The following is a 14,938-nucleotide window of genomic DNA, read 5'->3' on the forward strand; positions in this document are numbered from 1 at the left end:
TTCGCGAGCCAGCTCGCTCCGACGGGGGCGAGGGCATGCGTGAGGAGACGGCCGAGCAGCCCGCGCCCCTGCGCAGCGGCCTGACCACCGGCAGTTGCGCCACCGCCACCAGCCTGGCCGCCGCGCGCCTGCTCTTGGGGGGCGTCAATGCCGACGCGGTGGAGATCGTCCTGCCCAAGGGCAAGCAGGTGCAGATGCGCCTGGAGTTCTGCCGCCGCACCGCCGAGGGCGCCGAAGCCGGGACCCTCAAGGATGCCGGCGACGACCCGGATGTGACCCACGGCGCCCTGCTCTACTCCCAGGTGCGCCTGACCCGCGAGCCGGGAATCCGCTTTGTCGCCGGCCAGGGCGTGGGCACTGTGACCCGCCCCGGCCTGGTGCTGGCGGTGGGCGAACCGGCGATCAACCCGGTGCCGCGCCGGATGATCAGCGAGCACCTGCAACGGCTTGCCGAGGAACACGCCTACAGCGGCGGCTTCGAAGTCACGGTGAATGTCGAGGGCGGCGCCGAGCTGGCCCTGAAAACCATGAACCCGCGCCTGGGGATTCTCGGCGGACTGTCGATCCTGGGCACCAGCGGCATTGTCCGGCCCTTCTCCTGCGCGGCCTACATCGCCTCGATCCACCAGGGCATCGACGTGGCCAAGACCAACGGCTACCTGCACATTGCCGCCTGCACCGGCAACGCCAGCGAGGACACCATGCGCCGGGTCTACAACCTGCCGGAAATCGCCCTGATCGAAATGGGCGACTTTGTCGGCGCGGTGCTCAAGCACCTGCGCAAAGTGCCTGTGGATAAACTCAGCCTGTGCGGCGGCTTCGGCAAGATCAGCAAACTGGCCGCCGGCCACATGGACCTGCACAGCCGCCACTCCAGCATCGACCTGCCGCAACTGGCGCAATGGGCCGCCGCAGTGGGTGCCGGAGCGGACCTGCAACAGGCCATACGCGAGGCCAATACCAGCCAGCAGGCCCTGGCCATGGCCAGCGCCGCCGGGATCGCCCTGGGCGACGCGGTGTGCCAACACGCCCTGGACTTCGCCCGCAGCGTGGTGCCGGCCCAGGTTCAGGTGGAAGTCTTCGCCATCGATCGCCAGGGCGGCATCGTTGGCCATGCCGGAGTCTTGTCATGACCCGTATTCTGCTGCTGGGCGGGGTCACCGAGGCCCTGGCCATCGCCCGCACCCTGGGCCCTGAACATATCTACAGCCTGGCCGGGGTGGGCCGGGTGCCCACGGACCTGAACTGCCAGGTCAAGGTCGGCGGCTATGGCGGCGCCGCAGGACTGGCAGGCTTTATCCGCGAGCAAGGCATCGGCCTGCTGCTGGACGTCACCCATCCCTACGCGGCGCAGATCAGCGCCAACGCAGTGGCTGCCGCCGCTCTCGCAGCCGTGCCCTGCTGGGCGTTGCGGCGCCCGGCCTGGCAGCCGCAAGCGGGTGACGATTGGCGCGAGATCGCCGGTTGGGAGCCACTGATGCAAGCCCTGCGACCGTTCAAGCGCCCGCTGTTCACCCTGGGCCGCGAGCCGTTGCAGCATCTGGATGAAATCCCTCCGGGGCAGTTCTGGACCCTGCGCGCCCTGGAAACCTGCCCCGGCAATGAGCGTTGCGAAGTCATCGGCGCCCGTGGGCCTTTCCTGATCGAAGACGAGCGCCAACTGTTCGCCCGGCGCAACATCGACGTGCTGATCAGCAAGAACAGCGGCAGCGGCGCCACCGAACCCAAGCTGCAAGTGGCACGTGAGCGGGGCATACCGGTGCTGGTGCTCAAGCGCCCCGAGCTGCCCGCGGCCGACCGCCACTTTGCCAGCGTGGCCGAGTTGCTCGGCGCCCTGGGGCAGCTGTCTCGCGCCTGACAGACAAAGACGCCAAACCCCACAACCTCTTGGGATTCCCCTGGCAGCGATCGCTAAGACTCTGCTTTAGCCTCCTTGCAACGATGCAGTGTCGACCGGCTCAACAGTGGCCCGGTCGTCGCGGCAATCGATTTCAGTCTGGCAAATGACTTGCCAGCTCGTATCCCAAGGAATACAGTCGCCATGTTCATCTTTGAGCAGACTCAGGCGTTCACCCACTGGCTGCTACGCCTTAAAGATCCCCAGGGAAAAACCCGCGTGCTGGCGCGGATCAGGGCCGCGCAACTGGGCCGGTTCGGCGACTGCGAACCCGTGGGCGATGGGGTCTATGAAATGCGCATCCACCGTGGCCCCGGCTACCGGGTGTACTTTTCGCGCCGGGGCAATCGGATCTACCTGTTGCTGATCGGCGGCGACAAAAGCACCCAGAAACGCGATATCCAACAGGCCAGGCAACTGGCCCACGACCTCAAGAGCGAGGGTTGAAACATGCACACCCCAGTCACCCGCTTCGACGCAGCGGAGTACCTCAAGACCCCTGAAGACATGGTCGCCTACCTCGACGCCTGCTTCGAGGAAGACGCCGGCGACGGCAAGCTGATCCGCGCCGCGCTCAACGACATCGCTCGCGCCCGCGGCATGACCCAGGTCGCCCGCGACACCGGCCTGGGCCGTGAGAGCCTTTACAAGGCCCTGGGCAGCCAGGGCAATCCCGAGTTCGCGACTATCATCAAGGTCATGAAGGCGCTCGGGCTCAAGCTCAACGTCAGCCCGGCCTGAACGGGCACTGCGACACCACACCGCATACGCTGCTTTTTTACTTATCCACAGCGATCAGGCTAAATACCCGCCTGATCGCTCAACCGACGGATCGTCCCCATGTCCCGACAACGGCTCGCATTTGCCTGGATCGCCTGCTTCGCAGTGCTGTTCAACATGCTTGCCATGCCGCTTTCCGGGGCCATGCAGCGCAACGATCCGGGGCTGAACGAACAACTGCTGTGGGGCAGCTTCTGCTCGTCCACCGGCACCAAGCTGGTGGCCATATCCCTTGGCAAGCTCGACCAGCAGGCCCCGCAGAATGACGATCACTCGACCATGCAGCACTGCTGGTGCTGCTCCGGTTCGCCGCCCCTGGTGGCCCTCCCGGGGCACGTCCCCCAGCTGTACTTCACTCGCTTCGCCGCCCGGCCGGGCGCGCCGCAGCCACAGATCGAAATGCTCAGCCTGCGCCAGCAATGGCCCAGCCTGAACCCCGGTGCACCGCCTCTGGCATGATTCCGTTTCGCAAGTGATCTGCGTCTTTGAATCGTTCTGGAGAACTGCCATGCCTCAACCATCCCTGGTCAAGCAATCCCTGCTCCTGGCCGCACTGCTGCTGCCTGCCTGCTTCGCCAACGCCCATGACTACAAGGCCGGCGAATTGCAGATCGCCCATCCCTGGTCCCAGGAACTGCCGCCGAACGCGCCGACCGTGGCCGCCTACTTCGTGGTGCACAACCCGGGCAAGAACGCCGACACCCTGCTCAGTGTCGACTCGCCGATCGCCGGTCGGGCCGAGCTGCATGAGCACGTCAAGCAGGGCGACATGATGAAGATGCAGCAGGTGCCCAAGGTCGCGGTTCCCGCCGGTGGCGAGGTGACCTTCGCGCCCATGGGCTACCACGTGATGTTGATGGAGCTCAAGGATCGCAGCCTGCTCAGCGACGGCAAGCGCTTCCCCCTGACCCTGCACTTCGAGAAGTCGGGCAATGTCACGGTTGAGGTCGCCGTGCAGAAGCAGGCTCCCGACGCCATGCAAGGGCACATGCACGACCAGTAATCCCTGACCGGCCCTTACCGTGAACGCCCCGCACGCGCCTGGCCGCGGGCGGTCCGTGCCGCGTCGCAACTCCCGGCGAGTTCGACGCGGCAGCTGGATCAGCCTGTTCGCCATGTTGATGATCTTTATCGGCCCGCTGATTTCCCAGTCGATGCCGATGGATCACAGCACGCCGATGAACATGTCCGCGACGATGGACATGGGCGACGGCGCGCCCGGCTGTCACGGTGAAAGCCCGCATCACGCCCAACAGGGAAAGCCCCAGGGTGAACAGCACGTACTCTGGGAAAAGTGCGGCTATTGCAGCCTGCTGTTCAACTGCCCGGCGTTGCCTTCAGGCCTGTCGTTCGCCGCACTGGCGAGCACGCCCACAGCTGATTTCCTGATCCCCGCCACGCGCCTGGGCCACGCCCGGCAGACCGTGTTCCCCGGCGCCCTGACCCGCGCCCCACCGATCCTCGCCTGAGTCCCCTGCTCATCTCACACGGCCGGCTGTCAGCGCGACAGGCGCGTACCTGCGGCCGTGTCATTCAAGACTGATCGATGGAACATCTATGTTTTCTGCTGACTCTCGCCTGGGCGTTGCCCAGCCATCCAAGCCCTTCGCCTTGAACCCTGCCCGCCAGTCCTTCAACCGTGCCCTCGCGGTTCTCTGCGGCGTCCTGCTGACGCCCCTGGCCCTGGCCGACGATGCGCCACAGGAGCATGCCCAGCACGGCACCGAACTGAGCCCGACGGTAATCACCGCCGTCGCCCCGAGCTCGCCGCTGACCGTAGTCACCAACCCCAAGGACCCGCGTCAGCCGGTGCCGGCCAGCGATGGCGGCGACTACCTGAAGACCATTCCCGGCTTTGCCCTGGTGCGCAACGGCGGCACCAATGGCGACCCGGTGCTGCGCGGCATGTTCGGCTCGCGGCTGAACATCCTCACCAACGGCGGCATGATGCTCGGCGCCTGCCCTGGCCGCATGGATGCGCCAACCTCCTACATTTCCCCGGAAACCTACGACCGCCTGACCGTGATCAAGGGCCCGCAAACCGTGCTCTGGGGCCCGGGCGCCTCGGCCGGCACGGTGCTGTTCGAACGTGAACCGGAACACTTCGGCGAACTCGGCACCCGGGTCAACGCCAGCCTGCTGGCCGGCTCCAACGGCCGTTTCGACAAGACCCTGGACGCGGCCGCCGGTGGTCCCCTGGGCTACGTGCGGGTGATCGGCAACACCGCCCACTCCGACGACTACAAGGACGGCAACAACGACACCGTGCCCTCGCGCTACGACAAGTGGAATGGCGACGTGGCCCTGGGCTGGACCCCGGACGCCGACACCCTGCTGGAGCTCACCGCCGGCAAGGGCGACGGTGAAGCCCGCTCCGCCGGACGCGGCATGGACGGCTCGCAGTTCAAGCGCGAAAGCCTGGGCCTGCGCTTCGAGAAATCCAACCTCGGCGAGGTGCTGGACAAGGTCGAGGCCCAGGTCTACTACAACTACGCCGACCACGTGATGGACAACTACAGCCTGCGCACCCCGTCCGGCACCGGGATGATGGCCGGTCCCATGGCCTCCAACGTCGACCGTCGCACCCTCGGCGCGCGGATCAAGGCCACCTGGCGCTGGGCCGACCTGCAACTGATCGGCGGCCTGGACGCCCAGACCAACGAACACCGCGCCCGGTCCAGCAGCGGCGTCGACACCTACAAGCAACTGCCGCGCACCAAGGACGCCGACTTCCACAACTACGGCGCCTTCGGCGAGCTGACCTGGTACGCCGCCGAGCGCGACCGCCTGATCACAGGCGCCCGCCTGGATCGCGCTTCGGCCAAGGATTATCGCGAGCGCATCGGCTCGGGGATGATGAGCAGCGCCAACCCCACCGCCGGCGACACCCGCGCCGACACCCTGCCCAGCGGCTTCGTGCGCTACGAGCATGATCTGGACGACAGCCCGACCACGCTCTACGTCGGCCTTGGCCACACCCAGCGCTTCCCCGACTACTGGGAGCTGTTCTCGCCGAAAATGGGCCCGGCCGGCTCAGTGAACGCCTTCGATTCGATCAAGCCGGAAAAGACCACCCAGCTCGACTTCGGCCTGCAATACCAGAGCGAGGATCTGGAGGCCTGGGCCTCGGGCTACATCGGCCAGGTGCGCGACTACATCCTCTTCGACTACAACACCCGCATGATGGGCATGAGCACCTCACGGGCCGAGAACATCGACGCGCGGATCATGGGCGGCGAACTGGGCGCGGCCTACAAGCTGACCTCCAACTGGAAAGCCGACGCGACCCTGGCCTACGCCTGGGGCAAGAACAGCAGCGATGGCAAGGCCCTGCCGCAGATGCCGCCGCTGGATGCGCGCTTCGGCCTGACCTACAGCGAGGACGACTGGAGCGCCGGTGCCTTGTGGCGAGTGGTGGCGGCGCAGAACCGCGTCGACCTGAACAAGGGCAACGTGGTCGGCAAGGACTTCGGCAAGAGCAGTGGCTTCGGCGTGTTCTCCCTCAACGGCGCCTACCGGGTGACCAAGAACCTCAAGCTCAGCACCGGGGTCGACAACCTGTTCGGCAAGGCCTACGCCGAGCACCTGAACCTGGCGGGCAACGCCGGCTTCGGCTACCCGGCCACAGACCCTCAGGCCATCAACGAGCCGGGGCGCACCCTCTGGACCAAGGTCGACCTGAGTTTCTGACAGCCCTTCACCAGCAAGCCAGCCCCTCCTCGCGGGAGCCGGCTTGCCGGCGGACAGACCCAATAAACAATAATCCACGGCCTTGCGGAGCCTTCCCCGATGAACCGACCCAAAGTGTCTTTCTACAACCTGGCCTGGCGCTGGCATTTCTACGCCGGGCTGTTCGTGGCCCCGTTCATGGTGATGCTGGCCCTGACCGGCATCATCTACCTGTTCAAGCCGCAACTGGACCCGCTGATGTACCCCAGCCTGCTCAAGGTGCCCGCCGGTCATCACCTGCTGAGTGCCGACGACTTGCTGCAACGGGTGCAAGCGGCCTATCCCCAGGGCCATATCAAGCAGTACCTGCCACCGATTGATGCCGAGCGCAGCGCGCAGTTCGTGGTGCAGGACAAGGCCCGGGAGCTGAATGTCTTCATCGACCCCTACCACGGCGACGTGCTCGGCGAGCAGGATGCCAAGCGCAACCTGCAGGCCGTGGCCCGGGCCATTCACGGTGAGCTGATGATCGGCACCGTCGGCGACCGGTTGGTGGAACTGGCCGCCGGCTGGGGCATCGTCCTGGTGGTGTCCGGCCTGTACCTGTGGTGGCCACGGGGCAAGTCGTCGGCCGGCGTGCTATGGCCGCGCTTCAGTGCCCGCGGCCGCCTGTTCTGGCGTGACCTGCACAGCGTGCTGGGCTTCTGGGGCGCGGCATTCCTGCTGCTGATGCTGCTCAGCGGCATGACCTGGACCGGCTTCTGGGGCAAGCAGTACGCCGACCTGTGGAACCGCTTCCCGGCAGCCATGTGGAACGATGTGCCGACCTCCGACCAGCAGGCCCGCACACTCAACAGCGCCACGCGCCAGACCGTGCCCTGGGCGCTGGAAAACACCCCGCTGCCGATGTCCGGCGACCACGCCGAACACATGGCCCACAACGGCGGCGATAGCGCTCCGGCGGCTCCGACCGTGAGCCTGCAAGCGGTGCAGGACATCGCCCGCGAGCGCCAGGTCGAACCGGGCTACAGCATCACCTTGCCGAAAACGGCCACCGGCGTGTTCACCATCGCCGTGTTCGCCGACGACCCGCGCAACGACGCCACCCTGCATGTCGACCAATACAGCGGCAAGGTCCTGGCCGACGTGCGCTGGCAGCAGTACAGCAACGTGGCCCGGGCCACCGAGCTGGGGGTAATGCTGCACGAGGGCAAGATGTTCGGCCGCTTCAACCAGATCCTGGTGCTGGTGGTGTGCCTGATGATCCTGCTCAGCGCCGTGAGCGGCGTCGTCATCTGGTGGAAGCGTCGTCCCCAGGGTCGACTCGGCGTGCCGCCGCTGCGCCACGACCTGCCGAAGTGGAAAACCGCGACCCTGATCATGGCGCTGCTGGCCCTGGCCTTTCCGCTGGTGGGCGCCTCGCTGGTTGCCGTGTGGCTGCTCGATCGCCTGCTGCTTTCACGCTTCAACCGCGGCCCTGAATCGGCTTCATCTTCAACATGAATCAGCCGAGATGCGCGTTCCAGAGGGCTCTGTAGAATCCCGGCGGCTTAACCATGCACAGTTATAATGTTACTTTATAACGCCAGCGTGTAAGATCCCGGCCCGCAGCCCACCCGCTGCGGGCCCCCCCTCGAAGAAGTGATTCACCGTCCCGATGAACAACTACCTGCTGCCCAGCCTTTGCCTGATCGCCCTGCCCTGCCTGGCCCAGGCGGCCCCATCTGCCTCGACCCTGACCCTGCCCACCGGCACCATTTCGGCGGCGGCCAGCGAGGCCGACGACAGCGTCAACCTGAACACCCCCACCAGCGCCGGTTCGCGTCTGAACCTGAGCGCCCTGGAAACCCCGGCCAGCACCGACAGCCTGAGCGGCGAACGGATTCGTGCCCGGGGTGATCGCAGCATCCAGGACGCGGTATCGCGCAGCACCGGCATCAGCCGCACCGGCACCCCGGGCGACGGCGGCACCTCGCTGTCGGCACGGGGCTTTACCGGGCAGAGCTCGGTGATGCAGTTGTATGACGGCAACCGCCTGTACACCGGCATGGGCACCGTGACCTTCCCGGTGGACAGCTGGGCGGTGGAGCGGGTCGACGTGCTGCGCGGCCCGGCCTCGGTGCTGTACGGCGAAGGCGCCACCGGCGCGGTGATCAACAGCATTCCGAAAAAGCCCTTCAGCGGCGCAATCGAAAACCACCTGCGCCTGGGCTACGGCTCCTTCGATCGCCAGCAACAGGCCCTGGACAGCGGCGGCTCCCTGAGCGACACCTTGAGCTACCGGCTCAACCTCAACCGCGAGCGCAGCAACGGCTGGATCGACCGCGGCGACTCCTCCGCCGATTTCGTCAGCGCCGCCCTGCGCTGGCAGGCCCGTGACGACCTGGCCTTCACCCTGGCCCACGACTACGGCGACCAGCAGCCGATGAACTACTTCGGCACGCCGCTGCTCGACGGGCGTTTGCACAAGCGCCTGCGGGACAAGAACTACAACGTGCGCAATGACCAGCAGCACTACAACGACCAGTGGACCCGCCTGACCAGCGAATGGCAGATTTCCGACCAGGTCAGTGCCAGCAACGAGCTGTATTACCTCAAGGCCCAACGCCGCTGGCAGAACGCCGAGAACTACAACTTCAACCCGAGCACCGGCCAACTGAGCCGCAGCGGTTACTACGGTATCGGCCACCAGCAGGAACAGCTCGGCGACCGCCAGACCTTCACCTTCAAGCACTCACTGCTGGGCCTCGACAGCCAGACCCTGACCGGCGTCGACTACAACCGCATTCGCTTTCACCTGAAAAGCAATTCGCCCTTCAGCGACAGCTTTACCAACGGTCAAGCGCTGGACCCGTATCACCCGGCACCGGGCGACTTCGCCAGCAACAGCCCTTACCGCGATCAATTCAAGACCACCACCAAACAGATGTCGGTGTTCGCCGAAAACCGCCTGCAACTGAGCGAGCGCTGGTCCCTGGTGAGCGGTGTGCGCCGCGACTACGCGCACATTGATCGGGATGACTTGAACGACGACAGCCAGAGCGACAAGACCCTGACCGGCAACAACTGGAAAGCCGGGCTGGTGTTCGCCGTCACTCCGGATACATCCGTATACGGCCAGTACTCCACCAGCACCGACGGCGTCGGCGGGCTGATCTCCCTGAGCAAGAGCCAGCAGCAGTTCGACCTGTCCAGCGCCAAACAGACCGAGATCGGCCTCAAGCAAGCGTTCTGGGACCAGCGCGGTGAATGGACCCTGGCCGCCTACCACATCGTCAAGAAGAAGCTGCTGACCGATGTGCCCGGCGAGCCGAGCCAGAAACAGCAGGTGGGCCAGCAATCCTCCAACGGCCTGGAAGCCAGCCTGGACCTGCAACTGCCCCACGCCTGGCAACTGCAAGCCAACGCCTCCCTCGTTCGCGCCCAGTACGACGACTTCAAGCAGGACGTCAACGGCGTGCAAGTCTCCCGCGATGGCAAGCGCCCGGTGGACGTGCCGCGGCGCACCGCCAACCTGTGGCTGAGCAAGGCCCTCAACGATGACCTGCGGGCCGGCGCCGGAGTGCGCTACGTGGATGCGCGCTATGCGGACCTTGCCAACCGCAACGAGCTGCCCAGCTACACCGTGGTCGATGCCAACCTGTCGTGGAAAGCCCTGCCCAATACCACCCTGGGCCTGCAATTGAACAACCTGTTTGACCGCCAGTACGCACAAAGCCAATACAATGACGGCCAGCAATGGATACTCGGCGAGCCGCGCTCGTTGTTCGTCACCGCTGACTACACCTTTTAACCGCCCCGGCTGGACCACACGGACACCGCATGACCTCGCTGAACCTCACCCACCTGGCCTGGACACCCCTGGGCCAGGGCCACTGCCATCACCAGTTCCAACTGCGTGAGGCCAGCCTGCACGTGGCGGCCGGCGAGTTCGTCGGCCTGATCGGCCCCAACGGCAGCGGCAAGACCAGCCTGCTGCGCTGCGCCTACCGCTTCAGCAAGCCGCAGCAGGGCGAGGTGCAACTGGCCCAGCACAACGTCTGGAAGCAGTCGCCGCGCTGGTGCGCGCAACGCATTGCCGTGGTGCTTCAGGAGTTTCCCGACGCCTTCGGCCTGACCGTGGAAGAAGTGGTCGCCATGGGCCGCACGCCGCACAAGGGCCTGTTCGACGGTGATACCGAGGAAGACCGGCGCATCGCCCGCGAGGCCCTGGAATCGGTGGGCCTGCTGGGCTTCGAGGAGCATGGGTTCGCCACCTTGTCCGGCGGTGAGAAACAGCGGGTGATCCTGGCCCGGGCCCTGGCCCAGCGCCCGCAACTGCTGATCCTCGATGAACCGACCAACCACCTGGACCCGCGCTACCAGCTGGAGCTGTTGCAACGGGTCAAGCGCCTGGGCATCGGCACCCTGGCGAGCATCCATGACCTGAACCTGGCCGCAGCCTTCTGCGACCGCCTGTATGTCCTCGACCACGGGCGCATCGTCGCCAGCGGCACGCCCAGCGAGGTGCTCACCGTCGAGCTGCTGCGCAACGTGTTCGGCGTCGAGGCGCTGATCGACGCCCATCCCCTGTCCGGCTACCCACGAATCACCTGGATCACCCAACCATGACCTTGCGCTCCCTGCTCCGCCGCAGTCTGTTTCTGGCCCTGTCACTGGGCACCGCCCAGGCCTTCGCCGAAGCCACCCACTACCCGCTGACCATCAACAGCTGCAACCGTGAAGTGACCTTCAAGCAAGCGCCGCAACACGCTCTCAGCCACGACATCAACATGACCCAGATGATGCTCGCCCTGGGCCTCAAGTCGCGGATGGTGGGCTACAGCGGGGTCAGTGGCTGGAAGGCCGTGACCCCGCAAATGAGCAGCCTGCTGGACGGTCTGCCGGAGCTGGCGGCCAAGTACCCGTCGGTGGAAACCCTGCTCAACGCCAACGTCGACTTCCTCTTCGCCGGCTGGGACTACGGCATGCGCGTCGGCGGCGACCTCACCCCGCAGACCCTGGCGCCCCTGGGGATCAACGTCTACGAGCTGACCGAGTCCTGCGCCTTTGTCATGAAACGCCCGGCGGCCAGCCTCGATGACACCTACAACGACCTGCGCAACCTGGGGCGGATCTTCGACGTGCAGGACCGGGCCAACGCCCTGATCGCGCAGATGCAGGAGCAGGTCGCCGCAGTACAAAAGGACCTGCCCCAGGACAAGCCGCGGGTGTTCCTCTACGACAGCGGCGAAGACCGGGCCATGACCTCGGGCCGCCTGGGCATGCCCCAGGCCCTGATCGATGCCGCTGGCGGACGCAACATTCTCGATGACGTCGAAGCCAGCTGGACCCGGATCAACTGGGAAACCGTGGTCGAGCGCAACCCGCAGGTGATCGTCATCGTCGACTACAGCGAAGTCACGGCCGAGCAGAAGCAGCAGTTCCTGCTGAACAACCCGGCCCTGCAAGGGGTCGACGCGATCAAGAACCAGCGCTTCATCGTCATTCCCTATGTGCAGGCCACCCCGGGTATCGACAACGTGCTGGCCGTGGAAACCCTGGCCAAGGGTTTCCACGGCCAATGATCAAGGGTCGCTATGCCTGGCTGTTGCTGAGCCTCGGCGCCCTGCTGCTGGCGTCCTGCGTGCTGTCCCTGGGTTTTGGCCCGGCGCGGGTGCCGGCGGAGGTGGTCGGGCGGATCCTGCTGCACAAGATTCTGGGCCTGGGCACGGTGGACTGGAGCCCGGGCCAGGAGCATATCGTCTGGCTGATCCGCGTCCCGCGCATGCTCCTCGGCGCGCTGGTCGGTGCCGGGCTGGCGCTGATCGGCGCGGTGCTGCAGGCCGTGACCCGCAATCCCCTGGCCGACCCGCACCTGCTGGGGGTGACCTCCGGCGCCACCCTCGGCGCGGTGATCGTGGTGCTGCACCTGGGCCAGGTCATCGGCCTCTTGACCCTGCCGCTGGCGGCCTTTATCGGCGCCCTGGCGAGCATGCTCCTGGTGCTGGGCATCGCCGCGCGCAACGGCCGCCTGGACAGCGACCGCCTGCTGCTGTGCGGGGTGGCGGTGTCCTTCGTGATGATGGCGGTGGCCAACCTGCTGCTGTTCATGGGCGATCACCGGGCCAGCTCGGCGGTGATGTTCTGGATGCTCGGCGGCCTGGGCCTGGCGCGTTGGGAGCTGCTGGCGATTCCCGCGATCAGCGTGCTGCTGGGGTTGGGGTTGCTGCTGGGCATGGCGCGGCCGCTGAATGCCCTGATGGCCGGCGAGCAGACCGCCGTGACCCTGGGCCTGAATGCGCGCAACGTGCGCCTGAAGGTGTTCCTGATCGCCTCGCTGATGACCGGGGTGCTGGTGTCCATCAGCGGCTCCATCGGCTTTGTCGGGCTGATGGTGCCGCACATCGCCCGGCGCCTGGTGGGCGCCGAACATCGCCGCTTGCTGCCGGTGTGCGTGCTGCTGGGCAGCCTGCTCCTGGTCTGGGTCGACGTCGCCGCCCGCACCCTGATCGCCCCCGAGGACCTGCCGATCGGCGTGGCCACGGCGGCCATTGGCGGGCTGTTCTTCATCGGCCTGATGCGCCGCCGCTGATCCACCCGCCGTTGTCGGAGCCGGCTTGCCGGCGAAGGCGCCCGCAAGCCTTGTGCCCGGTTCGAGGGCCTCTTCGCTGGCCAGCCAGCTCCTACAATCGTCGCCCTTGCTTTAAGATCGCGCGCTTGGATCTCTCAGGATGAGTCTCATGTTCAGAACCGCATTCTTGGCCTTGCTGCTCGGCACCGCCCTTGGCGCCCAGGCCGGCACCTCGGTCGACGTCTCGAAAATCTACGGCAACATCCAGATCGTCAACAGCTTCCCCGACTACAAGGTCAAAGTGGTGAACTCCTTTCCCGATCTGAAGGTCAAGCAGGTCAACTCCTTCGCCGACTCGCCGGGCAAGTGGAAGATCGTCAACAGCTTTGCCGATTACAAGATCCAGATCGTCGACTCCTTTCCCGATTTCACCATCCAGTACGTCGACTCCTTCCCAGGGGTCAACTGAAGCCCCAGGCTGACCCCGGCTGCCGCTGCGCGGCAGCACCACAATGAGGCATCCCTGCGCACCATCCTCTGCGCCAAGCCTCGTCTTGGGGCAACGCCGACCCGGTCACCGCCGCCAAGACGACGTTTTCATGCCCTGTGGCGACTCGGCACACCCCTTGCAAAACAGCCCTTCAGCAGTCCGCATCTACCACCTGAAAAAATCAAAAGTTCATGGAGATCGCACAATGAAGCGTCGTAGTTTGCTCAAGGCTTTCACTCTCTCGGCAAGCATTGCCGCGATGGGCATGACCTGGACCGTCCAGGCCGCCGAGACCATCAAGGTCGGTATCCTGCATTCCCTGTCGGGGACCATGGCGATCTCTGAAACCTCGCTCAAAGACATGGCGCTGATGACCATCGATGAGATCAACGCCAAGGGCGGGGTCAACGGCAAGCTCTTGGAACCGGTGGTGGTGGACCCGGCCTCGAACTGGCCGCTGTTCGCCGAGAAAGGCCGCCAGTTGCTGACCCAGGACAAGGTGGCCGTGGTGTTCGGCTGCTGGACCTCGGTGTCGCGCAAGTCGGTGCTGCCGGTGTTCGAAGAACTCAACGGCCTGCTGTTCTACCCGGTGCAGTACGAAGGCGAGGAGATGTCGCCCAACGTCTTCTACACCGGTGCCGCGCCGAACCAGCAGGCGATCCCGGCGGTGGAATACCTGATGAGCGAAGACGGCGGCAGCGCCAAGCGCTTCTTCCTGCTGGGCACCGACTACGTCTACCCGCGCACCACCAACAAGATCCTGCGTTCGTTCCTGCATTCCAAGGGCGTGGCCGACAAGGACATCGAAGAGGTCTACACCCCGTTCGGCCACAGCGACTATCAAACCATCGTCGCCAACATCAAGAAGTTCTCCGCCGGCGGCAAGACCGCGGTGATCTCCACGGTCAACGGCGACTCCAACGTGCCCTTCTACAAGGAGCTGGCCAACCAGGGCCTGAAGGCCACCGACGTGCCGGTGGTGGCGTTCTCGGTGGGCGAGGAAGAACTGCGCGGCATCGACACCAAGCCGCTGGTGGGCAACCTGGCGGCGTGGAACTACTTCGAGTCGGTGGATAACCCGGTGAACCAGAAGTTCGTCGCCGCCTGGAAGGCCTACGCCAAGGCCAAGAACCTGCCGGGGGCAGACAAGGCGGTGACCAACGACCCGATGGAAGCCACCTACGTCGGCATCCACATGTGGGCCCAGGCGGTGGAGAAAGCCAAGTCCACCGATGTCGACAAGGTGCGCCAGGCCCTGGCCGGGCAGACCTTCGCCGCGCCCTCGGGCTACACCCTGACCATGGACCAGACCAACCACCACCTGCACAAGCCGGTGATGATCGGCGAGATCCAGCCGGACGGTCAGTTCAACGTGGTGTGGCAGACCGAAGGGCCGATCCGCGCCCAGCCGTGGAGCCCGTTCATTCCGGGCAACGACAAGAAGCCGGACTACGCGGTCAAGAGCAACTGATCCGAACCTGACGCCGTCCCTGTAGGAGCGAGCTTGCTCGCGATGAGGTCCGCAGGACCTCCGACGAAAACCGCGCGG

Annotated in this window: 15 protein-coding genes; all 15 read left to right on the plus strand. The window is 65.7% G+C overall.

Features of this window, described 5'->3' with window-relative positions; translation table 11 throughout:
• The first annotated feature begins 35 nt into the window (after positions 1-35).
• Positions 36-1,133: a cobalt-precorrin-5B (C(1))-methyltransferase gene (locus GGI48_RS11710; protein ID WP_047301443.1), complete on the plus strand. Its 1,098-nt coding sequence runs from the start codon at positions 36-38 to the stop codon at positions 1,131-1,133.
• The gene (locus tag GGI48_RS11715) at positions 1,130-1,858 is read left to right on the plus strand and encodes a cobalt-precorrin-6A reductase (protein WP_016968233.1); all 729 of its coding nucleotides are present in this window, start codon (positions 1,130-1,132) and stop codon (positions 1,856-1,858) included. The genes GGI48_RS11710 and GGI48_RS11715 overlap by 4 nt, the downstream gene beginning before the upstream one ends.
• A gap of 183 nt (positions 1,859-2,041) precedes the next feature.
• The gene (locus tag GGI48_RS11720) at positions 2,042-2,344 is read left to right on the plus strand and encodes a type II toxin-antitoxin system RelE/ParE family toxin (protein WP_016968234.1); all 303 of its coding nucleotides are present in this window, start codon (positions 2,042-2,044) and stop codon (positions 2,342-2,344) included.
• A 3-nt stretch (positions 2,345-2,347) separates the two neighbouring features.
• Positions 2,348-2,638 carry an addiction module antidote protein gene (locus GGI48_RS11725; protein WP_179598414.1) on the plus strand — a complete coding sequence of 97 codons (291 nt, stop codon included), beginning with the start codon at positions 2,348-2,350 and terminating at the stop codon, positions 2,636-2,638.
• A gap of 99 nt (positions 2,639-2,737) precedes the next feature.
• Entirely contained in the window at positions 2,738-3,136 is a 399-nt protein-coding gene (locus GGI48_RS11730) for a DUF2946 domain-containing protein (protein WP_179598416.1), read from the plus strand.
• Positions 3,137-3,185: 49 nt separating this feature from the next.
• Entirely contained in the window at positions 3,186-3,680 is a 495-nt protein-coding gene (locus tag GGI48_RS11735; protein ID WP_409565369.1) for a copper chaperone PCu(A)C, read from the plus strand.
• A gap of 112 nt (positions 3,681-3,792) precedes the next feature.
• The gene (locus GGI48_RS11740; RefSeq protein ID WP_181957126.1) at positions 3,793-4,146 is read left to right on the plus strand and encodes a DUF2946 domain-containing protein; all 354 of its coding nucleotides are present in this window, start codon (positions 3,793-3,795) and stop codon (positions 4,144-4,146) included.
• Positions 4,147-4,234: 88 nt separating this feature from the next.
• The gene (locus GGI48_RS11745; protein ID WP_179598419.1) at positions 4,235-6,367 is read left to right on the plus strand and encodes a TonB-dependent copper receptor; all 2,133 of its coding nucleotides are present in this window, start codon (positions 4,235-4,237) and stop codon (positions 6,365-6,367) included.
• 99 nt (positions 6,368-6,466) lie between these two features.
• A complete protein-coding gene (locus tag GGI48_RS11750) occupies positions 6,467-7,849 on the plus strand; it encodes a PepSY-associated TM helix domain-containing protein (RefSeq protein WP_179598421.1) in 1,383 nt (460 codons plus the stop codon).
• Between the two features lie 154 nt (positions 7,850-8,003).
• Positions 8,004-10,139 carry a TonB-dependent receptor gene (locus GGI48_RS11755; protein WP_179598423.1) on the plus strand — a complete coding sequence of 712 codons (2,136 nt, stop codon included), beginning with the start codon at positions 8,004-8,006 and terminating at the stop codon, positions 10,137-10,139.
• 29 nt (positions 10,140-10,168) lie between these two features.
• The gene (locus tag GGI48_RS11760; protein WP_016968241.1) at positions 10,169-10,957 is read left to right on the plus strand and encodes an ABC transporter ATP-binding protein; all 789 of its coding nucleotides are present in this window, start codon (positions 10,169-10,171) and stop codon (positions 10,955-10,957) included.
• Positions 10,954-11,913, plus strand: a complete 960-nt coding sequence (locus tag GGI48_RS11765; protein ID WP_179598425.1) for an ABC transporter substrate-binding protein — start codon at positions 10,954-10,956, stop codon at positions 11,911-11,913. The genes GGI48_RS11760 and GGI48_RS11765 overlap by 4 nt, the downstream gene beginning before the upstream one ends.
• A complete protein-coding gene (locus tag GGI48_RS11770; protein ID WP_179598427.1) occupies positions 11,910-12,920 on the plus strand; it encodes an iron ABC transporter permease in 1,011 nt (336 codons plus the stop codon). The genes GGI48_RS11765 and GGI48_RS11770 overlap by 4 nt, the downstream gene beginning before the upstream one ends.
• A gap of 148 nt (positions 12,921-13,068) precedes the next feature.
• Positions 13,069-13,368, plus strand: a complete 300-nt coding sequence (locus tag GGI48_RS11775) for a hypothetical protein (protein WP_016968244.1) — start codon at positions 13,069-13,071, stop codon at positions 13,366-13,368.
• Positions 13,369-13,594: 226 nt separating this feature from the next.
• A complete protein-coding gene (gene urtA, locus GGI48_RS11780; RefSeq protein ID WP_016968245.1) occupies positions 13,595-14,860 on the plus strand; it encodes an urea ABC transporter substrate-binding protein in 1,266 nt (421 codons plus the stop codon).
• Positions 14,861-14,938 lie beyond the last annotated feature (78 nt).

This window comes from Pseudomonas protegens, assembly GCF_013407925.2.
In the GTDB taxonomy this organism is placed as follows: domain Bacteria; phylum Pseudomonadota; class Gammaproteobacteria; order Pseudomonadales; family Pseudomonadaceae; genus Aquipseudomonas; species Aquipseudomonas fluorescens_AP.